We start from the raw sequence: 24,386 nt of genomic DNA on the forward strand, positions 1-24,386 counted from the left end.
AGATAAACAACTTGATTTTTTTATAACTCTCTAATTTTTTGGGGGCCGGCTGCAGTGATGCACCCGGTCTTTTTTTGTTTGTATCACATGGAAAGAAGGCTTTCGCCGTTTTGTTTTTCGTTAGTCTGGCTTTCGCTTGTGTGTTGAATGCCCTGCAACCGCTTGCGCAGGCAGTTGTAAGCGCGTATGTTCTCTGTACCGTTGCCTATGCGCGTGTATGCGGCATAATCACTTTTTGTCTAGTTTTCGGCAAGGTTTTTAACATTATGACTGCCCTTTTTGTCCACCAATTGCCCACCTTGCCGCAAATAATCGATTCTCGCGGAGGTTTGTTTTGATGCAAAGAGGGGTAACAAGTGAATGTTGGCAAAATGAATTTTTATTAGAAAAGGCCGCCATTTGCACCTGTTTCGGGGCTATTTGCTGCTAAATAGAGTGCGTTTTGATGCTAAATGCGGTGCGTTTTGCTGCTAAATGGAGTGCATTTTGGTGCTAAATGCAGTGCGTTTTGCTGCTAAACGCAAGGTAAAGTGCTGCTAAATGCAGTGCAAAATGCGGCTAAATGCGAGACGAAAAGCATAAAAATGCACAGCAATGGTATAAACAAAACCTTTTAGAGCCATGAAAAACATGGCTCGGAAGGGCAAAATAGCCGTTAAAATGTGGGGTTTTGGGGGTTAAAAGTGGGAAGTTGTGGTTGAAAAAATACGAACTGGCAACCAAACTAGAAAGGCAAAATGGTGCAAAATGCAGGTTCTAGGCTTAAAAATGGACAACCCTCAAGATGTGAAAGGGTAAAAACAGTGGCTTTTTACCAACTTTATAACCAATATTTTTGCTAGAACGGAACGAAAATTAGAGCGGCTTTGTAAAATAAAAGTAACATTTTAAGATTTGTGAGTAGATGTGTAGATGAGTTTGTAAGTTTTTGAGTTGATAAGTTTATGAGCGTTGTACGCGTTAGCTTTTTGAGCACCTTAGACCGATGGATGATAAGGACAAACCGCATACTACCCACAAGCTAAATTTCTTATATCTGCTTCTACATGTTCGGTGTCAATGCCTTCTTTGCTTCGTATGTTACCAATTTTATGGCAGAACGAGGTCTGTACATATAGGCAGAGTGGCCGATGGTTTTTCGTTTTACCCCTATGTTGCACAATACTTAACATTTCTTGCCCCACCTTTTCTGCATGCGTGTTTGCCCGAAAACGCAAAAAGTTGTACCTTTGTGCGGAAATGGAGCGTTCAGGAACAAATATATATCAACCCCATCTGTTATTGCGTAAAGCGTTAAAAGTCTTATCTTTGTGGTGCATGTTGGCCTTGTTGGCGGCGTGTAGCGCAACTAAATTCGTGCCAGACGAAAGCTACTTGCTTGAAAAAGTGGAACTGAAGGCCGACACGAAGAAGTTTAACGTGGCCTCGCTCGAACCTTATATCCGACAGAAGGCCAACTCCAAGTGGTTCTCTGTGTTCAAAATTCCCTTGGGCGCATACGCTCTTTCGGGGCGCGACACCACCAGATGGATTAACCGCACGCTGCGTAAGATTGGCGAAGAGCCTGTGGTGTACGACACATTGCAGGCACAATTGTCGTGTAACGACCTAAAATTGGCCTTGCAAAACATGGGTTACATGAACGGCGAAGTAGACCTCACCACGCGAGCCAAGGGCAAACGCCTTACGGCCATCTACACTTTGCACCCCGGAACGCCCTTCTTTATCAACTCGGTGCGTTATGATATACAAGACTCAGTCATCGCCCGAATGCTCGATTTGGACAATCCCGCCCGACAAGAGTTAAAAGCGGGCGACCCTTTTACCGTTACGAGGCTCGAAGAAGAACGCAAACGCATAACGCGCGTGCTGTTGGATAGCGGCTATTACCGTTTTCATAAAGACTTTATTCTGTATGGAGCCGACTCTACCGCAAGTAAAAATCAAATCAACCTGATGCTCCACCTACTGCCTTACCGTCCCAACAGCAATGCCCCCGAAACGTTGCATCCGCGTTATAGCATACGTAACGTTACTTTTTCTAGCAACGATAGTGCTGCGATACACTTGCGACCGGGCGTGTTGCGCCGAAGTACACTTATTAAGCAAGGCGATCTTTTCAGTGCCACGCAGCTGCAACGCACCTATGGCAACTTTGCTCGCATGCAGGCCGTGCGCTATACCAACATCCGTTTTACCGAAGTGCCCGACACCACTTTGCTAGATTGCGACATCAATATCAGTACCAACAAGCCTTCCTCCATTTCGTTCCAGCCCGAAGGAACCAACACGGCCGGCGACCTAGGGGCGGCAGTTTCGGTTACGTACGAAAACAGAAACCTTTTTAGGGGCAGTGAGTTGTTGAGCATTCAGTTACGTGCCGCATACGAGGCCATTACGGGATTGGAAGGCTATCAGAACAAAGACTATCAGGAGTATGGCGTGGAAACCAAGCTTACCTTTCCCCAATTTGTTGCCCCTTTGTTGTCGAGTACGTTCCGCAGGCGCAGTGTAGCCACTAGCGAATTGTCGCTTAATTGGAACCTTCAAAACCGTCCTGAGTTTCATCGGCGTGTGTTTTCTATGGCGTGGCGATACCATTGGAACGAACCTCGCCACCACATTTCTTACCGATACGACTTTTTCGACATCAACTACGTGTACATGCCGTGGATAAGTTCGCGTTTCAAGGCCGATTATTTAGACAATGCCACGAGCCGAAATGCCATTCTTCGCTACAATTACGAAGACCTTTTTATCCTTAAAATGGGATTTGGCTTGGCCTTTAACGATGGCGAAAACGCTTTGAAAGTGAATGTCGAGTCGGCCGGCAACATGTTGCAGGCGGTGTCCAAGCTGTTTCGTTTGCCGCAAAATGCCAACGGAAAATACACCTTGGTGAACATTGCCTATGCACAATACGTGAAGTTTGATGTGGATTTTACCCGCCTTTTCCAGTTCGATGAGCGCAACTCATTGGCCTTCCACGTAGGACTTGGCGTGGCCTATCCCTACGGAAACAGCACCATTTTGCCCTTCGAGAAACGCTATTTCTCGGGGGGAGCAAACTCGGTGAGAGGTTGGCGAGTGCGCGAATTGGGGCCTGGAACGTTCAAAGGAACGGATGGACGCATCGACTTCATCAACCAAACGGGCGACATGAAACTGGATATGAACTTGGAATACCGCACGTTTTTGGGGTGGAAACTGCACGGAGCGGTGTTTGTTGATGCAGGAAACATTTGGACTTTGCGCAGTTATGCCGAACAACCGGGCGGACAATTCCGCTTAGATCGTTTCTATCGGCAAATCGCCTTGGCCTATGGATTGGGTTTTAGACTTAACTTCGACTACTTCATTCTGCGTTTCGACCTAGGTATGAAGGCCGTAAACCCTGCCTACGAAACTTCGCGAGAGCATTATCCACTGCTCTATCCCAACTTCAAACGCGATTTTGCCTTCCATTTCGCCGTGGGGTTGCCCTTCTAAACAGCCCACACCGGCGTAGCTTAACGCCTTGATGTAGGCGCAAAACATATTTAGCCTGTGCCACATGGCACTTATTTTTAGCGATGACAAGAAACGAACGATACAAATACATATTGGATTATTTCCGCGCGCAAGCCCCAGTTGTAACCACCGAACTCGAATTTGGCTCTGCCTTTCAGCTGTTGGTGGCCACGTTGCTCAGCGCGCAATGCACCGATAAGCGCATTAATCAGGTTACGCCTGCCTTGTTTGCACGTTTTCCCACGGCCGAAGAAATGGCCAAAGCCGAGGTGGAAGAGGTGTTCGAGTATATCAAGTCGGTGAGCTATCCTAACGCCAAGGCCAACCATTTGGTGGCTATGGCGCGCAAATTGGTAGACGATTTCAAGGGCGAAATGCCCAGCACGACGGCCGAACTGACGACATTGCCTGGCGTGGGGCGCAAAACGGCCAACGTATTGCAGGCTGTTTGGTTCGACAAACCTAACATGGCGGTAGACACGCACGTGTTTCGCGTGAGTCATAGAATGGGGTTGGTGAGCAAAAAGGCCAACACGCCGCTGAAAGTGGAGCAAGAATTGCTGCGCCACATACCCAGTGTGGATGTGAATAAGGCGCACCATTGGCTGCTGCTTCATGGCCGATATGTGTGCGTGAGCCGCAAACCCAAGTGCGAGGAGTGTGTGTTTAACGACATTTGCCCCAAGCTTTTGGAGGGTTCGAAACTTGAATAAAGGTGAAAGGGTGAAAAGACGCCTGGTGCCCTTTAAGGGTGTCTAGCGCTTTCTAGATTTCTAGTACATTCTAGCTTTCGGACAAGTCGGACAAGTCGGACAAGTCAGACTAGTCGGATTGGTCGGTGTTGTCAGACTGGTCTGAGCTGTCCAATTAGCATAACGCCAACTATACCGGATAATGTAAACCAATATAATGAGGGCTAGGCGATTATCGTTTCTAGCTTTTACAAGCAAATAAATTAGAGAAAATGAACGTTAAGCGTATTTTAAACTATTTGGCCGAGCTGTCGGCGAACAACAATCGCGATTGGTATCAGGCGCATAAGGATGAATATACGGCATGCAGGGCCGACTTTGAGGAGGGTGTTCGCCAAGCTTTAAGTGCTATTTCGTTGTTCGATAGCGAGATTAGTCACCTGCAAGTAAAAGATTGTGTGTATCGTTTTAACCGCGATACGCGTTTCTCGGCCGACAAATCGCCATACAAAAACCACTTTGGCGCATACATGTGCGCCAAGGGTAAGAAGGCTTTACGCGGCGGTTATTACATGCATCTTGAACAAGGACATTGCCTTTTGGCCGTGGGTGGTTATTGGTTGCCCACGAATATCCTCACTTCGTGCCGCAATGAGATTATGGGTAACATTGATACATGGCGTGGCATTGTGGAAAATAAGGCTTTCGTAGACCTGTTTGGCAAGCCCAACGAAACCAAATGGGGTGAAGGTACACGTGGCTTTGGGCTCGATTCGCTTAAAAGTGCACCCAGTGGATTTCCTCGCGACTATGAGTTTATACAGTATTTGCGCATGAAGGATTATTGCGGATGGGTGAAAGTGCCCGACAATTTCTTTGAGGGCGATGCTTGGATAGACGAGATGACGCGCATATTTAAGGTGGGTAAGCCCATGATGGACTTTATGAATAATGTGATTGACGATTATGAGTAAGGGGTAAAGGCCACAACTAGCCTCACGCTGCCTCACAACCAGCCTCACACTGCCCCACAACCAGCCTCCCCCCCAACCCCTCTCCAAGGGGAGAGGGGCGTAATATGCCTTGCTTGCGTTGTTCAAAAACACGGTTTAGGAGAGAGTACAAGGTGCTTTGTAATGGCACTACAAACGTTTTGTATGGACACTACAAGATGTTTGTACGGACACTACAAGATGTTTGTACGGACACTACAAGGCACTTTCTAGCGCGAGTACAAGGTGCCTTGTACTGATATATTGCTGCGCCTAGATGGAACGTTTACATCGTCAGCTCCACCACATAATCAATGTCTGTGGGCACTTTGTCCAAATGCAGGGTGATGCCATCGGCATGCTTGGTAAAGTTAACACGCTTGCCTGTGGCAAACTCTGTGGCCGACTTTGGCATGCGTTTGCCCAATGGCAGGTAAAGACCAGACTCTTGCAAGTCTAATATATGTATGTAAAGCTTGTTGCCACGCTGCGTACTTACGCCCCAATGATGCGGTGCAACCAGTCCGCCACGCGTGCCATAGATGGTGTTGCCATACTTAGATAGCCATTGGCCAATCTCTTTCAGACGAGCCACAGCCACAGAAGGGAGTTCGCCGCCTGGCTCCGGACCAACATTCAACAGCAAATTGGCATTCTTACCAGCAGCCCTAACCAACATTTGTATCAGTTCTTTGCCCGACTTATAGTTGCTGTCTACAAGCGAATATCCCCAATGTTCGTTGATGGTTTGACACGACTCTAAAGGCAGATGACTAATGCTTTGACCCGAAAGGCCTGCCTTATTCTCGCCAGGAAGGTCGCGTTCGAATATCTGAATGTCCTCGCCTGCGAAGGGCACTTGATGGTGATTGTTGGCAATTAAGCATTGGGGTTGCAGCTTATGTATCATGGCATACTGCTGTGGAAGTTCCCAATCGAAGGGCGTTGGGTCGCTGTCGTGGTCCCACCAGCCATCAAACCAAATGGCACCAACAGGTCCATAGTTGGTAAGCAGCTCGGTAAGCTGCGTATTCATAAAGTTGTAGTAGCTCTTCCAATTTGCTGCATCCTTGGGTCTACCCGTTCCTTTGCCCGTTCTTCCTACGGGATAGTCGGTGCGATACCAGTCTAGGTGCGAATAATACAGGTGTAGCTTGATGCCTTGGCGGGCGCAAGCCTCGGCCATTTCTTTGATAATGTCGCGCTTAAATGGCGAACCATCCACCGAATTGTACGTGCTTGTTGCTGTTTTGAATAGCGAAAAGCCATCGTGATGGCGCGTGGTGATGGTTACATACTTGGCTCCTGCGGCCTTAATGGCAGCCACCCACTCGTCGGCATTGAAGTTTGAGGGGTAGAAAGTCTGCGCCAACTTGGGGTATTCCTTGTAGTTGATGTTGCGATTGGTCATCACCCATTCGCTTTCACCAATCATCGAGTACAGTCCCCAATGCAGAAACACGCCAAACTTTTGGTCTTGAAACGCTTCGCGCGCAGCAAGGTTTTGAGCCGTTGGCGTGTACTTGGAGGGTGCGTTGTTGTTTTGTGCCACCGCCCCAACGAAAGGAAGCAGGGCAAAGGCAAGTAAGATTGTTTTTTTCATTGCGTAAGTTAGTTTAGACATACATGTATGTTGTATATATAATATGGTGTAAGGCTTGTGCCCCATACGTTGTTTTTGGTTGCCTTTGTTAGGCTTTCGAGGCGGCATCGGTATGCGCGATGTGCAGATAAGTACACAGTTTAAACAGCTTGAAGGCCACGAGCGAAGGCTTGAAACCTATGATGCGCCGATGCAACAGGGGCATCAGCTTGTTTAAAACCGAACGCACTGCCCCATCTAACCGCCATCGGCGCAATCGCCGTTCGAGCCGAATGATGGGCGAAAAGTCGGCCAACTCGGTACGAAAGGTGTATAGGGTGTGAAGTCCTTCGATGGTTTTACCCACGAAAACCACGTTGCTATCGTAATAATTAAAGCCAATGGGGTTGTTGATGTGGGCCACCTCAATGCCTTTTTGCGCCAACGACATGCCCCAAAACACGTCTTCGTAGCCGTAGGTGAGAAAGCGACTGTCGAACGGAACGGCCTGCATCACCCGCTTTGACACCAAGATGTTTGACGTTGTGAGATGATTATAGGGGTGTTTGGCGCGTTGTTGGGGCGTAAACTGCCGCTCGGCGGCCTGTTCGTAGCGCACTCTCAGCAGGCGTTCGTCGGTCCACGCACCGCCTTTCGTTGTGTTTCCGCCATAAACCACGCCCCATTCGTCGGGGGGTTGCAAGTAACGCTCCACAAAATGGGGCGAAACCACGCGCATATCGCTGTCTATAAATAGCAGCCAAGGCATGTTGGCCATGTCGGCCAAGTGGTTTCGGATGGCCGCGCGCCCCACGTTTTCCTCACGAACGATATGCTTACAATGGCTCAGTGCCGTTATTTCGGCATTTCGGGCGATGTTGTCGGGCTGGTCACTGCCGTCTTCGGCTACCACTATTTCAAACTCCAAGCCACCCATTTCGCTTGCCTGCCTGTGCAGTTCGCGCACAAGGGGCAGACAAACGTAGTTGTAGGTGGGGATGAGGATAGACAATTGCGTTTTCATTCTTGTGCTTACTGCTGTTACGATGGGGCATTTGGGAAACGTACTTGGGCTAGATAGCCGTTAGCTAACCGCCCCTGCCGCTCCCAATGCCTATGCGTTGCCTGCTGGCTTGTTGGGCTTTCGGCGATTATGACTGCCCCGCGAACGGCCACTCTTGCCGCCTTGGGCGTGTTGGTTGGTGGGTTTCGCGTAGCGATTGCGCCCTCCACGCGGTTGTCCGTACTTCTGTCTACCACCGCGCGAACCCCTCGCACCACCTTTTTGCGGTGCTCGCGACGCAGTTTTATATTCGGGACCATCGCCTATGCCCTCGGGCAACGGCACCTTTTCTATTTCTTTTTCCAAGAAACGCTCAATCTGTTGGAAGTAATAAACGTCTTGGTCGCTGATAAGTGTAATGGCAACGCCATCGCGTTCGGCACGTGCCGTTCGGCCAATACGGTGCACATAGTCTTCAACATCGTGCGGAACATCGTAGTTTATCACCATCGTAATATCGTCGATATCAATGCCGCGCGACAATATATCGGTTGCAACGAGCACGTCGGTTGCGCCACTCTTGAACTTGAACATCACCTGGTCGCGTTCCTCTTGCGAAAGGTCCGAGTGCATTTCGTCGCTGTTTATCTTCATCCGCACCAAGGCGCGGTTAATTTCCTTCACCTTTTGTTTCTTGCCAGAGAAGATAATCACACGGTTAAGGTGGCCTGCCTTAAAGATGTCTTCGAGCACTTTAAGCTTCTGCGGCTCGTAACAAAGGTAGGCTTTCTGCGCTATCTTCTCGGCTGGCTTGCTCACAGCGAGCTTAATTTCAACGGGATTTTTCAGCAAAGTCTTGGCCAACTGCTCTATTTTAGGCGGCATGGTGGCCGAGAACATGATGGTTTGGCAGGTTGGCGGCAACTGTTTGGCAATGGTCATGATGTCTTCCGAGAAACCCATGTCGAGCATTCGGTCGGCCTCGTCTAACACAAAGAACGACACTTTGCTCAAATCAACATTGCCCAATTGTATGTGTGAGATGAAACGACCAGGCGTTGCGATGATAATGTCGGCCCCCAAGCGCAGCGACTTTATCTCTTGGTCGTAGCGGTTGCCGTCGTTTCCGCCGTAAATGGGCAGACTGCTCACGCTGTCTAGGTAGTAGCCAAACCCTTGCATGGCCTGATCAATTTGTTGTGCCAACTCTCTTGTGGGCGACATGATGATGCAATTGATGGCATCGTGTGGGAAACCGCCGTCGTCGAGCATCGACATGATGGGCAATAAGTAAGCGGCCGTCTTGCCTGTGCCTGTTTGTGCCACGCCCAAGATGTCTTTACCTTCTAGAATCTGGGGTATGCAATGTTCCTGAATGGGGGTACACGTCTCGAAACGCATATCGTAAAGTGCGTCGAGAACGTTGTCGTTTAAGTCTAATTCTTCAAATGTCATGTTGTGTAAGGCACGTTTTCTTCTTTCCTGTGCCGCTGTTTTTTAATATGATAATCTTCTTGCCTTGGTTTGTTTGCTGACTATTGGCTGCCTGCCTACTCGGCGTTAGTTGGGCGCGCTGCGGTAACAGAAGTAGGCCACGACAGCAAAGAGCAGGTTGGGAATCCATGCGGCGAGCATGGGAGGCGTATTGGCATTGACGGCAAACGTGGCCGAAACGGTTTGCAAGAGAATGTAACCGAAACTCAAAGCCAAGCCGATGCCGAGGTAAAGCCCCATTCCACCCTTGCGCTTACGCGACGAGAGCGACAGACCGATGGTGGTTAGGATGAACGATGCAAAGGAGGCGGCAATGCGTTTGTGGTATTCCACCTCGTATTGCACCACGTTGCTACTGCCCCGCCCTATCTGTTTGGAGATGTAGGAAGAGAGTTCGGGGTTGGTGAAAGTTTCTTGTTGTCCCTTAGAAAACACCAAGTCGGCTGGTTCCATCATGATAAGGGTGTCTCGTTTGTCGCCGTACGTTATCTTCTCGCGCAAGGCTTTCATCTCCCTAATGCGCCAATTAGACACCTGCCAGTGGTATTTTGAATCGCTGATGGTGTCGTATTGTATCTCGGAGGCCGTCATGTGGCTCACCAATTTCTTGTTTTCAAACTTGTCTAGCGAAAAGCCATAGCCCCGTTTCGTCTTGTCGTCGTAGTGTTGTATGTAGGCAATCACGCCTCGGTCTACCTGCAACTGCACGTTCTCTGCCGATGTGTTCTTCTTGCTGTTCTTGTACATCGACTCGAAGTTTTGCCTTATCACCGTGCCATGAGGTATCACATAACCGCTGAGATAGAACGAAAGACACGATATGAGCAAGCACGACACCATGTAAGGACGCATCAAACGATTGAAAGAAACGCCTGCGGCCAACATCGAAATGATTTCGGACGTGCCGGCTAGCTTGGAAGTAAAGAAGATAACGGCAATGAATACGAACAGCGGACTAAACAAATTGGCGAAGTAAGGCACGAAATTGGCGTAGTAATCGAACACGATGGCCTTCAATGGCGCATGAAATTGGGTGAACTTTGCCAAATTCTCGTTCACATCGAACACGATGGCGATAGAGATAATGAGCAAAATCGAGAAGACGTAGGTGCCAATGAACTTGCGAATGATATACCAATCGAGTATTTTGAGGTAGCGCGTGGGCAACAATACGCACAAGAAAGCCAAGCGGGCAACAAGCCATGCCACCCACTTTTGCCTCATACACCGTAGCCTCAACAGCTTGATAGAGCGTCTAATTTGCATTCGTTACATTGTTTTTTGCGCTTTACACGCGTCGGTTAAGGTTGTCGATAACGCTGGACTTCCACTGAACAAAGTCGCCTTGCTCGATGTGCATGCGCGCATCTGCCGTTAGTCGCAGGTAGAAAGCCAAGTTGTGGATGCTTGCTATTTGCATGGCAAGCAGTTCTTGCGCCTTAAACAGGTGGTGCAAGTAGGCTTTCGAGTGGATGCGGTCTATCTCGCAACCGTCGGGGTCGATGGGCGAGAAGTCGTCTTCCCACTTCTTATTGCGCATGTTCATTGTGCCTTGGTAGGTAAACAGCATGGCGTTACGCCCGTTTCGGGTGGGCATCACACAGTCGAACATGTCTACGCCACGTTCGATTGCTTCGAGAATGTTCTGCGGTGTGCCTACGCCCATGAGGTAACGGGGCTTGTCCTTAGGCAGAATTTCGTTCACCACCTCTATCATCTCATACATCACCTCGGTTGGTTCACCAACAGCCAGACCGCCAATGGCGTTTCCGTCGGCGCCTTTGTCGGCCACATGCTTGGCCGCCTCTTGGCGAAGGTCTTTATAAGTGCAGCCTTGCACGATGGGAAAGAGGCTTTGCTGATAGCCATACAGCGGCTCGGTTTCGTTAAAACGCTTGAAACAGCGGTCTAACCAGCGTTGGGTTAGGCTCAAACTTTTCTTTGCGTATGCGTAATCGCTGTTGCCCGGCGGGCACTCGTCGAATGCCATCATGATGTCGGCACCTATTATTCGTTCGGTGTCCATCACGCTTTCGGGCGTAAAAACGTGCTTGCTGCCGTCGATATGCGAACGAAACTCGCAGCCATTCTCGGTTAATCGGCGTATGCCTGTAAGCGAGAACACTTGGAATCCGCCCGAATCAGTAAGTATAGGCCTATCCCAGGTGTTGAACTTATGCAGTCCGCCTGCCTTTTTCAGCACGTCTAATCCCGGACGAAGGTAAAGGTGATAGGTGTTGCCGAGTATGATTTGCGCCTTCACCTGCTGGCGCAGTTCGCTGAAATGCACACCTTTCACCGACCCACATGTGCCTACGGGCATGAATACGGGTGTCTTTATTTGTCCGTGGTCGGTGGTGATGATGCCCGTTCGGGCGGCTGATGCCGTATCGGTACGTTGCAATTCAAATTTCATCTCGCTGTCAATCCTTTTTCTTCTCTTCCTCTATGTCGAACTTAATGGCGTTTTCCACTACCTCGTTGGTCAGTGCGAAGTCCCAAACGTCTTGCACATTCTCCACATAATGGAACTTAACGCCCGTGAGATATTTCTCTGGAATTTCTTCTATATCTTTCTTATTGGCGCGACACATCACGATATCGGTGATGCCTGCGCGCTTTGCCGCCAATATCTTTTCTTTTATTCCGCCCACGGGCAGCACCTTTCCGCGTAGTGTTATCTCGCCAGTCATGGCGGTGTTTTTGCGCACTTTGCGTTGGGTTAGTGCCGAGGCGATAGACGTGGCGATGGTGATGCCAGCCGAAGGTCCGTCTTTGGGGGTGGCTCCTTCGGGCACGTGGATATGGATGTTCCATTGGTCGAACAGGCGATAGTCAACACCAAGCTTGTCTACATGGGCCTTAACGTACTCCAAAGCGATAACGGCCGACTCTTTCATCACGTCGCCGAGGTTGCCCGTAAGTGTCAGTTTCGCCCCACGACCTTTGCTCAACGAGGTTTCGATGAACAAAATTTCGCCGCCAACGCTTGTCCAAGCCAAGCCCGTAACCACTCCGGCATAGTCGTTGCCCTGATAGATGTCGCGGTAATAAGGCGGTTTGCCCAGCAGTCCTTCTATCTCGGCAGGCGTTATTTTGGCAAAAGGCAACTCGCCGTTAAGCGCCCGCAGGTAGGCCATCTTGCGCAAAGCCTTGTCTATCTGCTTTTCAAGTTGCCGCACACCACTCTCGCGGGTGTATTGCTCGATAATCTTTTCAAGAGCCGCCTTGTTGAAGTTGGGTTTCTCTGTGGCGTTTTTAGCCAAGCCCGTGTTCTGCAATTCGCGCGGCACAAGGTGGCGTTTGGCAATTTCTATCTTCTCTTCGGTGATGTAACCGCTCACCTCGATAAGCTCCATTCGGTCGAGCAATGGGCGCGGAATGGTGTTGAGGTCGTTGGCGGTGGCGATGAAAAGCACACGCGAGAGGTCGAAATCAACGTCGAGATAGTTGTCGTGGAAGGCGTTATTCTGTTCGGGGTCGAGCACTTCGAGCAACGCCGACGAGGGGTCGCCGTGCAAAGTGTTCTGCGTTACCTTGTCTATCTCGTCGAGAATAAACACAGGGTTGGACGAACCTGCTTTCTGTATGCTCTTGATGATACGGCCAGGCATGGCGCCAACGTAGGTTCGGCGGTGTCCGCGAATTTCCGATTCGTCGTGCAATCCGCCCAACGACATGCGCACATACTTACGGTTCATGGCCGTGGCGATGCTCTTTCCAAGACTGGTTTTACCCACTCCGGGAGGTCCGTAAAGGCAAATGATGGGCGATTTTAGGTCGCCACTAAGCTGCAACACGGCCAAATGCTCCAAGATACGGTCCTTCACCTTTTCCATTCCATAGTGGTCGTGGTCCAATACCTTTTGGGCGCGCTTAATGCTGAGGTCGTCTTTGGTATATTCGTTCCACGGCAAGCCCACCATTGTTTGCAAATAGGTGAGCTGTATGCTGTAATCGGGACTTTGCGGATTAAGCGTATCAAGTTTATCCAGCTCCTTATAGAATATCTTACTCACCTCTTCGGACCACTTCTTGCCTTTCGCTTTCTCCTCCAACTCGCGATGTTCAGGCGAACCTTCGCCGTTGCCCAGCTCCTCCTTAATATTCTTTATCTGTTGTTGCAAGAAGTATTCGCGTTGTTGTTCGTCGATGTCTTCGCGCGTTTTCGAGCGTATGGTTTGCTTAATCTGCAACAGCTGCATCTCCTTGTTCAGGGTTTTCAGGGCGATATACACGCGTTCGAGCGAGTTGTCGGCCTCCAACATGTGCATCTTATCGTTAAGGTCGAAAGGCATGTTCGAGCAGATGAAGTTGGTGGCGATAACGTCGTGGTGTATGTTGGCTATGGCAAACTGCGCCTCGTCGGGCATTTCCTCGTTCATCTTGATAAATTCCACGGTCTGACTGCGAAGGTCTTCCATGGCCGTATGGTATTCGCTCGTGTCTTCGTCGATAAAAATTTCGGGTTTCTTAGTGGTCTGCGCCACGAGATAAGGCTTGCGTTTCACCACATCTTCTAGCTGGCAACGCCCCAATCCCTGCACAATGGCAGTGATGTTGTTGCCCGGGCCCGACATTTCGAGCACCCTAACCAACTTGGCATACACGCCTATGGGAAAGAGGTCTTTCTTTCCTGGCTCCTCAATGTCGGCGTTTTTCTGGCAGAACACGGCGAAAACCTGCTCCGGGTCCTTCTTTAACTTGTTTACAAGACTTACACTTGCAGCCCTTCCCACAAGTATCGGCGTCACCACACCGGGGAACAATACGAGATTACGAGTGGCCAAAACAGGTACCACATCGGGCGTAGGGGTGTCGAAAAGCGTGCTGATATCGCCCTCGTAGTCGGCAATCATTTGTATTGAAGTATTGTTTCTTCTGTCCATTTATTATTCTTTGCTCTTTATTTAAGGCTACAAAGGTACGAATAAATCGTGAGATTAGGGCATTTCGCCCACATTAATAGCGAGTTCGACCACTTTGCCGAAATAAGATAAACCATCGTTTTTAAAGCCAAAGATATAAATATCGGCTCATTCGTTTGGTTGTTTTGTAATTAAAACCTACCTTTGCCAACAGCTATTTATCAATAAAGCACGCATGACTAGGCCTACATCTACACACGCAAACCTTCTTTACCACGTGGTGGCTTTCGTCACTGTGGCCATTTGGGGTTCTACATTCATCTCCACCAAGCTCCTTATTTACGCCGGCCTTTCGCCTGCGCACATCTTCACCTTGCGTTTTCTCATTGCATACGTGTTGATGTTGGGTTTCACGCTCGTTGGTCCGCGTAGGGCAGGAGGCCGCAAATTGCTGTGCAACAACCTCTCCGACGAGGGCTGCATGATGCTACTTGGCATCACGGGCGGCTCTGCATTCTTCCTCATGCAGAACGAGGCGTTGCGCTTTTCCACAGCCACCAACGTGTCGCTCATCGTCTGTTCGTGTCCGTTGTTCACTATGGTACTCATGCGACTGCTGGTGCACGGCACGCGTTTGGGCACCTTGCAGGTAGCCGGAACGCTTTTCTCCTTTGTAGGCATGGCCGCGGTGGTGCTCAACGGCAAGTTTGTACTTCACCTTTCGCCGCTAGGCGACTTCCTTGCGCTATGTGCCTGCCTTGCATGGGCTTTCTATTCCATCATCATGAAACGCATGAACGAACGCTACGACAGCCTTTTTATCACCCGAAAGGTGTTTTTCTACGGTCTGCTTACTATGCTACCTTACTACATACTGGTGCCGCAGATGCCGCCATTGCATGCCTTGACGCGCCCCGACGTTATCGGACACTTGCTTTTCCTGGGCGTTTTGGGTTCGATGATCTGCTTTCTTACATGGACCTGGGTAATGGGAAAGCTAGGAGCCATGCGTGCAACAAACTACATTTACGTCAATCCCATCACCACCATTGTGTTTGCATGGCTCGTACTTCACGAAACCATCACACCCTATTTCATTGCGGGAACGGTTTTCATACTCGTGGGATTGTTTCTTAGCAGTAAGTCTAAAACCACATGACAACACTTGGCACGCTCCTCATTTCGCTTTTTACGCTGGTTCAACTCAATTGCGAAAATCTCTTCGATTGCCGCCACGACAGCCTGAAAAACGACCAAGAGTTTCTGCCCACAGCCTATCGCCATTGGACGCCCTCGCGATACTGGAAAAAACTAAACCGCATTGGGCAAGAGATTGTGGCCTGCGGAGGGGAAGGAAAGCAATGGCGACTGCCCGACCTCGTGGCACTTTGCGAGGTTGAAAACGACAGTGTGCTGCACGATCTCACACGCCGTTCGCTACTTCGCACGGCTCGATACGAATATGTAATGACCCATTCGCCCGACCTTCGCGGCATCGACGTGGCCCTACTCTACTCTCCCTTTACCTTCGCACTTATTAAAAGCTATGCCCTTCGCATAAAGCCGCCTACGGGCATGCGCCCCACACGCGACATTCTTTATGCCGAAGGCGTAACCTTTGGGGGCGACACGCTGCACGTTTTTGTGCTCCATGCACCTAGCAGGGCTGGTGGCGAGGCCAACACACGCCCTTATCGCATGGCCGTGGCAAACCGATTGTGCACCGCCATCGACTCGATTAGGCAAGGAAACCCAACGGCTAACATCGTGGTTACGGGCGACTTTAACGACTATGGCGACGCGCCTGCTTTGCGTTTGCTGGCTGCCAACGGCCTAACAGACGTGTCGGCCAACGCCATTGGCATTAACGGGGCGAAAGGTACCTATCGTTATCAAGGCGAATGGGGCAGCCTAGACCATGTTTTCGTTAGCCAAAAGATACACGAAAAGGGCGTTTCCTGCCACATTTTCGATGCCCCATTCCTAATGGAAGACGAGGAAAAATATGGTGGGAAACGCCCTTGGCGAACTTATCAAGGCCCTAAATACCTTGGCGGTTTTAGCGACCATCTGCCCGTGGTGGTGACTTTCGGCATGCCCAATGCGGCAAGTAGACTCTGATATGAGGAAGAAAACTGCGCAATGCCGCTATAAATAAATATGGCTGCCTGCTAAAAGATTTGAAACAGCAAACATGGTGTTCAGGTTGCCGACAAATAAAAATGGGTTTTACCTCTCCCCAAAAGCTAGCCCCTTTCTGTTCTTCACAAGCGCGATATGGCGAACAGCCGATTGGGGTTAAAGGCGCAATTGGGTGAAATGTGAACGTCCTGCGCGCCTCGTTGCCCTATATCATTTACGCCAGTAAGGGCTTAAAATTGTTCTTTTCTCGTTACTCGAAAAGTGCGTTTTCTCGCCATGACAATGTTCGAGCAAGCTCGACATTGTTCATTTGGCTTAACGAAAACGTTCGTATCATTGCGCCCATCACGTTTAGCCTTATCGCTTTGCTGGCGCATAGCTGTTGTTCTTATCTCGGAAATCGCCCGTCAACGATTTGTTAAAAAGATAAATATATTTTACAAAACGCATTCTTCGGCCGAACTATTCTAGAAGAAAATAACCGCTAAAAGCCATATAAAATGCACCCAAACAATAAAATTTCGGCAATTTTTGCGTGCTTATCCCCTCCGTTTTTGGCCATTTACTATGCTTTTGCATTTCTCTTTGAAGAAAATTTCTCCCAAATTTGCATCCGCAACTACTAGAAAATGGAGGTTAATCGCTAGTTGTTGCAACGCATTTTGCACCAAAACGCAGTGCAATATGCACCAAAACGCAGTGCATTTTGCACCAAAACGCAATGCAATATGCACCAAAACGCAATGCAATTTGCATCAAAACGCAGTACAACATGCAGCATAATGCAAGGTAAATGCCGCAAAATGCAGCAAAAAGACCATAAAAAGCACTATTTTAAGTGCTATTTATAGGCATTTTGACCAATTGGAATGAAAAATCGCTTAGTGGATTTTGGCGGTGCATTTGTTGATGTTTTGCACCCCCTAATACATGCTAAAAAGCATGCTTTTACGCCTTATTTATCGTAAACACCAATGAGTCAGGCGGTTACAAACTTTAAAAATACGCGCGAAAATCCGACCGATGCTTGGAAATTTTACGGCGAGGGCACTCATAATGTTAATTTTTGATATAAATGTTTTACAATCTTACGCCAGTTATTCAGTGGCATTGCACGACGATGTTGGTTTTAATCCTTGCGCCAGTACAAGAGCACTTACACGGAAGAACTTTGGGGATGAATGATAGTCTGAAAGGGAGCTAGCCTTTCGAAAACGAAATCCGCAACGCCTATTGATGGGCATTGCGGATAGAGGAGCCGAGCCGATTTGAAGTTTAGCGGCCAGCAACAATAAATAAAACGGTGTAAAGCAGCAATAGACAATGCACGTAGTAGCAGTACAAGGTACTTTGTAGCCACAGTACAAGGTGCATGTAGCCCAATGAATCTGTTATCAACGTTCTTTCTTTGTGGCAGTTTGGGGGTCGTCGAACACCACTTTCGTCTTGTCGAAACCCAGCGAACGCAGCAAGCTAGTGAACTGTGTGCGAGCATTTTCTTCGGCCAACGCCATATTGGTAGGCGTTAAGCAGCGTTTGCGCATCATGGCATTAGCCTTATAATAAAGGCGGTCGCGGTCGGCATCGCTCCATGTTCCCGTTGAGAAAAACGATTTGGTGCGCGCCTCGTCAATAAAATTGTTGTCTAAAAGCTTTACGGGCGGTAGCGTAGCGCAAAGCGTGTCGCCCTGCATCGACAGCCAACGTGGGCGCGCCTCGCGCAGATTAACGCCCAAACGCAACGTACCATAATAAATACGCACCAACTTATCGTCGCCAAAGAAACCATATTTAACGGTGTCTACCAACTCTTCGTCGTCGATAGACAGGAACTCCCACTCGCCAATAGCCTCTATTTGTTGTATCTGGTTGGGCGTAAGGTCTATCTTGTCGTTGCTCACCACGCTTATACTATTATCGGTTTCGCACCGACAAACGGCCACACAAATAACCACGAACACCACAACCACCAAGCCCAAGTACAGCCAAAAGCGGAAAGGAACTAACGAAAGTAGGGAACGAAACTTACTCATTGCCAATCCTCCTTTCTGTATTGCCAAGCAAAAGGCGAGTGATGTCGCCGTAATTAAAGTCCTTACGGAAGTTCACCGTTATGTTTTCTTCTTTAAATCCCATCTGCGCCACCATCGGGATGATAACATTGGCGGCGTTTTGGCGTGCCTGTTCCATTATCTTCATTTGCGGGATAGACTTAACAATCGACTCTCGGCCCTGCCTTTCGTAGGCCGTGAGCTCGGCATCGGTGAAGTTAGAACGCGCAAAATCCACATATCGCTTAATGCCTTTATTGTCTATGCGCGTGCCAGTGAGTTCCACTTGCGGGTCGGGAAGGGTTATTTCAATGCGGTCGCCGCGCCTGCGTACATTGTCTTCGCTAAACTTTCCGAAGTCTACATACGCCTTCAAGGTAGCCTCCATAGGTATGGCCACCTGCCGTTTGCTTAGTGGCAGGTTGATGTTGAACTTGTTACCAAGGAACGAGCCCTTAATTGTTTTCTCGTCGTTGTGCGTGATAATCTTGTGCACGCGTATCTCGGTGGTGTATAGTCGCGAACATTTTTTCAGTTGAGTCACCATCATCGGCACCGTGTCTACAACCTCCTGGCCTGGCTCGGACTTGTTGCCCGAACAGCCCAAGACCATGAGAACCAATGCCAAAGCCATTAAAATCGTTCTGTACATGCGTCTGAATGTGTTACGTATGCTGCAAAGATAGTAAATAATGCGCACATCGTTTCGTTTTTTACACTATTTCTTCTTATCTTTGCGCGGTAAAAAACCTATAAGTAAATGAAACAACATCTCTTGGCCCTCGTTACCATGAGCGTGGCCATCTGCCTGCCGTCGTGTGGAGGCAAAAAAGAAAAAAAAGACATCATCGCGCGCAAACCCATCGTTGTGCGCGCCACAGAAACGCGTGCTATGGGCGACCATAGCGAAAGCCGACAAGTGCAATGGATTGGCGCAAGCTACACCATAGACACCCAATTTAAGGCCGACAAGTCGCTACCCCTCATCAACGACGGCGAACAAAAGTATTACGACAACCGCGCCACGGTGAAAATACTTCGTAAAGACGGCACGGTATTCTTTAACCGCACGTTCTCCAAGGCCGACTTCATCAACCAAATTGACGCCAGCTACAAAGGTGGTGCCTTGCTGGGCGTGGTGTACGACAAGTGCGACAATGACTACTTGTACTTCGCTGCCAGCGTTGGGTCGCCCGATAAGTCGAGCGACGAATACGTTCCACTTGTGGTTAAGGTTTCGAGATTTGGCGAAGTGAGCATTAAAAAGGATGCCACACTAGACACGCAAAGCGAAATGGGAAACAGCAACACGGCCGAAGAAGAGGAGGAAGGCGTGTAAACGGGCGCATTGCCAATGTGCAAATACAGAACACCTTATGTTTTTATCGCCCAACAAAGATTGAAAGAAACATGGTTGTGTTTGGCACAACAAACGTTTCTTGCAAACATTTTTTATCAGCACATACACAACCCATACTTTGCAAGTTGTGAATATAGCATATCGAAAGGCCCTATAAACCAAGCTTTGAAAGCGGTTTATAGGGCCAATTCTTGTTGTTATCGGATGTTTGATGGTTCCAGGCAGGTTCGCCATTGAAGATTTCCCTGAGTTGATTTCAACCCAACCATTTGGTATAATGAAACCTCCATACTTCGGAATAGTAGGACATTCCCCTTTAAACAGGTGGAACCTGTATTCGGGCGAGGCCTAGAAACCCATCAAAAATGGCTTGCGGAGTTGTTTTAGCGTTTGCCTTTTCGCGACCAACCAAATTGTAGGCCGATGATAAACAACACTAATAAGACTTCACCCAAAGCTACAAACGAGTCTCCGGGAATACGCAACCATCTTAATGTCTGCATGATGTCTTGTTGCATGAACTCGGCTGACCTTGCCGACCAGTAAGCATTGGTGATGCTTTCGTGGGCTTGCAAGATGCCGATGGGCAAGATACTTACCACCGTCATGAGCAACAAACCAATGTTTATGCACCAGAAAGCAGAGCCAATAAGCTTGTTGTTCCACTCGTAATCGGGATAAAGGCCGCGCAAAACAAACAGCATCAAGCCAATTCCCAAAATGCCATAGACCCCGAAAAGAGCCGCATGGCCATGAACGGCAGTGGTGTTCAGTCCCTGCAAATAATACAAGGCAATTGGCGGATTGATAGAGAAACCGAAGATACCTGCACCCAAGAAGTTCCAAAAGCACATCGCAATGAAGCAATATATCGGCCACTTGTAGGACTTTATCCAAGTCGTAGAACGGCTTAGCTGGTAGTTATGGTACGCCTCCATGCCAATAAGTACGAGCGGAACAAGCTCCATCGCACTGAATGTGGCACCAAGTGCCAGCACAGCCGTTGGCGTTGCACTGAAATACAAGTGGTGGAAGGTTCCTAGGATGCCACCTGCAAGGAACACGATGGTGGAGAACAACACCGAAATCGTGGCACTCTTTATCTTAAGCAGCCCCAAACGGCAGAACAAGAACGATGCAACCACCGTGGCGAACACCTCGAAGAAGCCCTCAACCCAAAGATGAACCACCCACCAACGCCAGTATTCGGCAATAGCCATGTGGGTTTGGCGACCATACATCAAGCCGGCGGCATAGAAGAAAGCAATTGCCAACGAGGCAATTACAAAGAGAATAAGCAAATGGCGGCTTTCGTCCTTACGCTTGAGCGCGGGAATGAGGGCACGTATCATTAAGAATAGCCAAAGAACTAGCCCCGTAAGCAACAATATCTGCCATAGGCGACCCAGTTCGACATACTCGTATCCCTGATGTCCGAACCAAAAGTTCTCTACCAAGCCAAGCTTCTGCATCACTCCAAACCATTGGCCAGCCAGCGAACCTGCAACAACGAACACCAATGCGCCAAAGAGAACGTTAACACCCAAGGCCTGATATTTGGGTTCGACACCCGAAACAGCCGGAGCTATATATAAGCCCGTGGCCAACCAGGACGTTGCAATCCAAAGGATGGCTAGCTGAACATGCCAGCTACGCGACACGGCATAGGGGAAAATATCTTGTATGGGCAAGCCAAAGAAGGCATCACCCTCTACACCGTAATGGGCGGTTATCACACCCGAAATCATCTGAACCAACATCAAAGCGCCTACCACCCAAATGTATTTCAGTACGGCACGCATAGACGCAGTGGGTTTAAGCTCCCTCATCGGGTCCGTTTCGGGTGCCTTCGACACATGCTCCTCCTTATGCTGTGCATAGTAGTAAACCAAAATTCCCACACAGAAGAGCAGCAACAACACACTAAATCCCGACCAGAGATGCAGCGAGGTGGGTGCAATGTTGCCTATTACGGGGTCGTGTGGCCAGTTGTTGGTATAGCTAACGTCGCTGTTGGGCCTGTTGGTTACACATACCCAGCTAGACCATGCGAAGAAAGCGTCCATCTTATCAAAACGCTGTTCGGCCGAAAGACCGCCTACCGCCTCAACAGATTTCTCGCGCATAGCGTACGCATTGCGCAACTTAGCCATAGAGGGGTCGTTCAAGAACAGCTTAGCATAATAGTTATGCAACTGTTTGGCTACCCTAGCGCGCATGTCGCTAAAAGTGATGACGCCCGTTTGCGCATCATAAGTGTTCTTACGGAGCTCTTCTTGCAACAGCACCTTGTACTTAGCCTTGTCCGCTTCGGCCAACTGGGCATACACTTTACCGTCTTTCTGAGCCAATTCGGCTAGCATCAGCTCCGACTCCCGATGCAAATAGTCGGCCGTCCAATCAGGGGCAACGTATGCGCCATGCCCCCAAACGCTACCAACTGTCTGGCCTCCGATAGATTGCCAAACATTCTGTCCGTCCTTAATATCTTGTCCTTCGAACAACGTTTCGCCACTCTCAGTAACCACCTTGTTGGGAAAAGGCGGCATCTCTCTGAAAATCTCAACGCCATAGAAGCATAAAACGGCGAACGACCCGATAATGACCGCCGCCAAAGTCAACCATAATTTCTTTGGTGTCATGTTCTTGATTTTAGTTAATGTTCAGTTTTAATCTTTACAACTTATATTAGATTAGGGCATACCACGCCCCTCTCTCAATATAATGAACAACAATGCGTGTGCCATAAGCCCGCAAAGCATACCCGAAAGAAAAGAAAAGACCACATTAGGTAACATTTGTTGCTTTTGCGCAATGCGCATTGGGTAACAAATGTAACCGATAAGTGTGACGCGTGAGTTATGCCACGCCACACGGCTTTTCAAGAAATTCCATCTTTATAAACAAACGACACCATCCAACAAAAGCATATATGCAACAAGCGTGCCATGAAAAAAACGATGGAAACCACCTCGAATTAAGCACAATAGTAAAGTTCCTGATACATTAAAGGTAATGCTTGTACCACCCCATACTATCCTACCTCAAACAAAGCATCATCAATCCGTTCCACCAATCTGTTCGAATCTACCCTTTCATCTTGTCAATACAAACCTATCTAGAAAACCTTATTGCTGTACACAACAGCTGCTTATAAGCATTACGTTAGGATTTCCTGCTATTTATGTTTTGCAGACAGCAATTATTTAAAATATGATGTGTATCACTCTTAAACCGTAAGCAATAAGATAAATAAAGAACGATAATAAAGCAAAATGACAGGCACATACCAGATAACAGCAGAAAGACAGTGAAGAGCAATACAAATAAACGACAACTGAACCCAAGCTGGGGGGTGTTGGAACATGCCGTACTTAATTTCAATATTTAATCTCCCTGTATTTACTTCTTTCACTCCAAGGAATCTCATCAATAAGCGAATCGTTCTTATAAACCCGAATTTGGGCAATGTTTTCTTTCTTAGCTAAGGTAGTATCCCATTCTTGGAACTCGTCAAACAATTTTATATGCTTGAATTCTGCGGGTGCTAACTCAATGGTTAACGAATCAGAAGGATAGTCAACCCTTATTGCGCGAGGCTTTCCTGGTTTTCCTGCGACCACCATTAAATTGGAATAAAAGCGATGATAGGATAGAAAATAGCCAACGGTTTTTCCAATAAACTCCCCATATTTACCTTGCTTGTGTACAGGATTGTAGACAATTGGCTGCAAAATCATCGTTATTGTATCAAGGCAAAGTTTCAATTCGGTAGGACTAACCACACGAACCTTCCACGCAGTTTCACCAAGAACCAGTGTCGTATCGTTTTCAAGTCTCCAACGTTCTGTCCAAAACTGGCATCGCTCAACATGCTTATGCAAGCTGTCTTGCGGATCTTGGTCTAAGATTTTCCATGTCCCGTCTTTATTAAAATAGAAACACAAATGCCATCTATCATCATTATCAAAATCTACGTACCAAACCCGATACTCGTCTCCATAGAGAATATCGGGAAGTTTATCTCGCCTGTCAGCACACGAAACCATAAACACTCCAACAAGAGTAAAAGCCATTAACATTGTTGTAACCCTCATTGCTCGCATTAAAACTTTGCCGTCCATATATTTAAGAAAAGTTAGGTGGTACACAAGATCTATTTTTTCACTGGTCAAGAATATATAAGCCAACATCTCCTTCATCCTAATTCAGCTCCTTTACTTATTCATTTGTGTTGCATGTTTTCAGTTTGTCGTAAACCTTACAGGGAAAAGAGCCAGTATGTGAGCATCTCCTTCAAGGCCACTAATGTCGCTTTCCGCATCACGAACCGCCCCCAACAACATCTCTTTATATTCTTTTGGCAATACGTCCGTCAGCCTTAACTCCGCTATATTCAATTCGGGAACAGCCAATAGAAGGACTATTCCCCGTACGTTTGTGCAGTTGGCATCGTCAAAACGTATTTTATCCAAAACATTATCTGCCAAAGTTGATACCCATTGCGTATCCAAACACCATGTGGCATTCTCAACTTTCTGCCCACTTCGAGTAAGATAACAACACCTAACAACCTCTCCATCTTTCCTCCAAACTTGCTTATAAGCAATGCCTTCTACATCATACAACACCTCTGTTTCTAACTTACTCGGTTGCAAACCCGCCCTATTCTGTCCCCATAAATCAACAGAG

Annotated in this window: 17 protein-coding genes; 6 read left to right on the top strand and 11 right to left on the bottom strand. The window is 48.3% G+C overall.

Annotated features, from left to right (window positions below; translation table 11 throughout):
* Window positions 1-1,317 precede the first annotated feature (1,317 nt).
* From HMPREF0670_RS05800 to HMPREF0670_RS05810, 3 genes are all read left to right on the top strand, one after another.
* Window positions 1,318-3,489: a BamA/TamA family outer membrane protein gene (locus HMPREF0670_RS05800; protein ID WP_044077752.1), complete on the top strand. Its 2,172-nt coding sequence runs from the start codon at window positions 1,318-1,320 to the stop codon at window positions 3,487-3,489.
* A gap of 83 nt (window positions 3,490-3,572) precedes the next feature.
* Window positions 3,573-4,223, top strand: a complete 651-nt coding sequence (gene nth / locus HMPREF0670_RS05805) for an endonuclease III (RefSeq protein WP_009230225.1) — start codon at window positions 3,573-3,575, stop codon at window positions 4,221-4,223.
* Between the two features lie 251 nt (window positions 4,224-4,474).
* Complete coding sequence (locus HMPREF0670_RS05810; RefSeq protein WP_009230226.1) at window positions 4,475-5,176, top strand: DUF2461 domain-containing protein; 702 nt, start codon at window positions 4,475-4,477, stop codon at window positions 5,174-5,176.
* Window positions 5,177-5,480: 304 nt separating this feature from the next.
* Here HMPREF0670_RS05810 and HMPREF0670_RS05815 read toward each other — a convergent pair whose 3' ends face one another.
* The 6 genes from HMPREF0670_RS05815 to lon all read right to left on the bottom strand — a co-directional run bounded on the left by HMPREF0670_RS05815 (window position 5,481) and on the right by lon (window position 14,162).
* A complete protein-coding gene (locus tag HMPREF0670_RS05815) occupies window positions 5,481-6,797 on the bottom strand; it encodes an alpha-L-fucosidase (RefSeq protein ID WP_009230227.1) in 1,317 nt (438 codons plus the stop codon).
* Between the two features lie 88 nt (window positions 6,798-6,885).
* A complete protein-coding gene (locus tag HMPREF0670_RS05820; protein WP_009230228.1) occupies window positions 6,886-7,800 on the bottom strand; it encodes a glycosyltransferase family 2 protein in 915 nt (304 codons plus the stop codon).
* Window positions 7,801-7,890: 90 nt separating this feature from the next.
* The gene (locus HMPREF0670_RS05825; protein WP_009230229.1) at window positions 7,891-9,234 is read right to left on the bottom strand and encodes a DEAD/DEAH box helicase; all 1,344 of its coding nucleotides are present in this window, start codon (window positions 9,232-9,234) and stop codon (window positions 7,891-7,893) included.
* 105 nt (window positions 9,235-9,339) lie between these two features.
* On the bottom strand, window positions 9,340-10,497 hold the full coding sequence (locus tag HMPREF0670_RS05830; protein WP_198009282.1) for an LptF/LptG family permease: 1,158 nt from the start codon (window positions 10,495-10,497) through the stop codon (window positions 9,340-9,342).
* A 64-nt stretch (window positions 10,498-10,561) separates the two neighbouring features.
* Complete coding sequence (gene tgt / locus HMPREF0670_RS05835) at window positions 10,562-11,689, bottom strand: tRNA guanosine(34) transglycosylase Tgt (RefSeq protein WP_009230231.1); 1,128 nt, start codon at window positions 11,687-11,689, stop codon at window positions 10,562-10,564.
* Window positions 11,690-11,696: 7 nt separating this feature from the next.
* Window positions 11,697-14,162, bottom strand: a complete 2,466-nt coding sequence (gene lon, locus HMPREF0670_RS05840; protein WP_009230232.1) for an endopeptidase La — start codon at window positions 14,160-14,162, stop codon at window positions 11,697-11,699.
* Between the two features lie 214 nt (window positions 14,163-14,376).
* On the opposite strand from lon, the gene HMPREF0670_RS05845 reads away from it, so the two are divergent.
* Both HMPREF0670_RS05845 and HMPREF0670_RS05850 read left to right on the top strand, forming a co-directional pair.
* The gene (locus HMPREF0670_RS05845; RefSeq protein ID WP_009230233.1) at window positions 14,377-15,300 is read left to right on the top strand and encodes a DMT family transporter; all 924 of its coding nucleotides are present in this window, start codon (window positions 14,377-14,379) and stop codon (window positions 15,298-15,300) included.
* Entirely contained in the window at window positions 15,297-16,262 is a 966-nt protein-coding gene (locus HMPREF0670_RS05850) for an endonuclease/exonuclease/phosphatase family protein (RefSeq protein ID WP_009230234.1), read from the top strand. The genes HMPREF0670_RS05845 and HMPREF0670_RS05850 overlap by 4 nt, the downstream gene beginning before the upstream one ends.
* 1,415 nt (window positions 16,263-17,677) lie before the next feature.
* Here HMPREF0670_RS05850 and HMPREF0670_RS05860 read toward each other — a convergent pair.
* Together HMPREF0670_RS05860 and HMPREF0670_RS05865 are read right to left on the bottom strand one after the other, a co-directional pair.
* On the bottom strand, window positions 17,678-18,316 hold the full coding sequence (locus HMPREF0670_RS05860) for a DUF4230 domain-containing protein (RefSeq protein ID WP_009230235.1): 639 nt from the start codon (window positions 18,314-18,316) through the stop codon (window positions 17,678-17,680).
* The gene (locus HMPREF0670_RS05865) at window positions 18,309-18,986 is read right to left on the bottom strand and encodes a DUF4230 domain-containing protein (RefSeq protein WP_044077755.1); all 678 of its coding nucleotides are present in this window, start codon (window positions 18,984-18,986) and stop codon (window positions 18,309-18,311) included. The genes HMPREF0670_RS05860 and HMPREF0670_RS05865 overlap by 8 nt, the downstream gene beginning before the upstream one ends.
* A 108-nt stretch (window positions 18,987-19,094) precedes the next feature.
* Between HMPREF0670_RS05865 and HMPREF0670_RS05870 the strand changes: the two genes are divergently transcribed.
* Window positions 19,095-19,673 (top strand): DUF4738 domain-containing protein, encoded by a 579-nt coding sequence (locus HMPREF0670_RS05870; RefSeq protein WP_009230237.1) that lies wholly within the window; start codon window positions 19,095-19,097, stop codon window positions 19,671-19,673.
* Window positions 19,674-20,077: 404 nt separating this feature from the next.
* Here HMPREF0670_RS05870 and HMPREF0670_RS05875 read toward each other — a convergent pair whose 3' ends face one another.
* The 3 genes from HMPREF0670_RS05875 to HMPREF0670_RS05885 form a co-directional block, all read right to left on the bottom strand.
* Window positions 20,078-22,336, bottom strand: coding sequence for a nitric-oxide reductase large subunit (locus HMPREF0670_RS05875; RefSeq protein WP_009230238.1), 2,259 nt, complete (start codon window positions 22,334-22,336; stop codon window positions 20,078-20,080).
* Between the two features lie 738 nt (window positions 22,337-23,074).
* Complete coding sequence (locus tag HMPREF0670_RS05880) at window positions 23,075-23,818, bottom strand: hypothetical protein (protein WP_198009271.1); 744 nt, start codon at window positions 23,816-23,818, stop codon at window positions 23,075-23,077.
* Between the two features lie 120 nt (window positions 23,819-23,938).
* Window positions 23,939-24,386 (bottom strand): hypothetical protein (locus HMPREF0670_RS05885; protein WP_044077756.1); only part of this gene is annotated, 448 nt, incomplete at its 5' end.

This window comes from Prevotella sp. oral taxon 317 str. F0108 (assembly GCF_000162415.1).
Lineage (GTDB): Bacteria > Bacteroidota > Bacteroidia > Bacteroidales > Bacteroidaceae > Prevotella > Prevotella conceptionensis.

What these genes read in the sequence shown, in the direction of transcription:
- HMPREF0670_RS05800 (WP_044077752.1), top strand. Translation starts at nt 1,318, where the DNA reads ATGTTGGCCTTGTTGGCGGCGTGTAGCGCAACTAAATTCGTGCCAGAC.
- nth (WP_009230225.1), top strand. Translation starts at nt 3,573, where the DNA reads ATGACAAGAAACGAACGATACAAATACATATTGGATTATTTCCGCGCG.
- HMPREF0670_RS05810 (WP_009230226.1), top strand. Translation starts at nt 4,475, where the DNA reads ATGAACGTTAAGCGTATTTTAAACTATTTGGCCGAGCTGTCGGCGAAC.
- HMPREF0670_RS05815 (WP_009230227.1), bottom strand. Translation starts at nt 6,797, where the DNA reads ATGAAAAAAACAATCTTACTTGCCTTTGCCCTGCTTCCTTTCGTTGGG.
- HMPREF0670_RS05820 (WP_009230228.1), bottom strand. Translation starts at nt 7,800, where the DNA reads ATGAAAACGCAATTGTCTATCCTCATCCCCACCTACAACTACGTTTGT.
- HMPREF0670_RS05825 (WP_009230229.1), bottom strand. Translation starts at nt 9,234, where the DNA reads ATGACATTTGAAGAATTAGACTTAAACGACAACGTTCTCGACGCACTT.
- HMPREF0670_RS05830 (WP_198009282.1), bottom strand. Translation starts at nt 10,497, where the DNA reads ATGAGGCAAAAGTGGGTGGCATGGCTTGTTGCCCGCTTGGCTTTCTTG.
- tgt (WP_009230231.1), bottom strand. Translation starts at nt 11,689, where the DNA reads ATGAAATTTGAATTGCAACGTACCGATACGGCATCAGCCGCCCGAACG.
- lon (WP_009230232.1), bottom strand. Translation starts at nt 14,162, where the DNA reads ATGGACAGAAGAAACAATACTTCAATACAAATGATTGCCGACTACGAG.
- HMPREF0670_RS05845 (WP_009230233.1), top strand. Translation starts at nt 14,377, where the DNA reads ATGACTAGGCCTACATCTACACACGCAAACCTTCTTTACCACGTGGTG.
- HMPREF0670_RS05850 (WP_009230234.1), top strand. Translation starts at nt 15,297, where the DNA reads ATGACAACACTTGGCACGCTCCTCATTTCGCTTTTTACGCTGGTTCAA.
- HMPREF0670_RS05860 (WP_009230235.1), bottom strand. Translation starts at nt 18,316, where the DNA reads ATGAGTAAGTTTCGTTCCCTACTTTCGTTAGTTCCTTTCCGCTTTTGG.
- HMPREF0670_RS05865 (WP_044077755.1), bottom strand. Translation starts at nt 18,986, where the DNA reads ATGTACAGAACGATTTTAATGGCTTTGGCATTGGTTCTCATGGTCTTG.
- HMPREF0670_RS05870 (WP_009230237.1), top strand. Translation starts at nt 19,095, where the DNA reads ATGAAACAACATCTCTTGGCCCTCGTTACCATGAGCGTGGCCATCTGC.
- HMPREF0670_RS05875 (WP_009230238.1), bottom strand. Translation starts at nt 22,336, where the DNA reads ATGACACCAAAGAAATTATGGTTGACTTTGGCGGCGGTCATTATCGGG.
- HMPREF0670_RS05880 (WP_198009271.1), bottom strand. Translation starts at nt 23,818, where the DNA reads ATGGACGGCAAAGTTTTAATGCGAGCAATGAGGGTTACAACAATGTTA.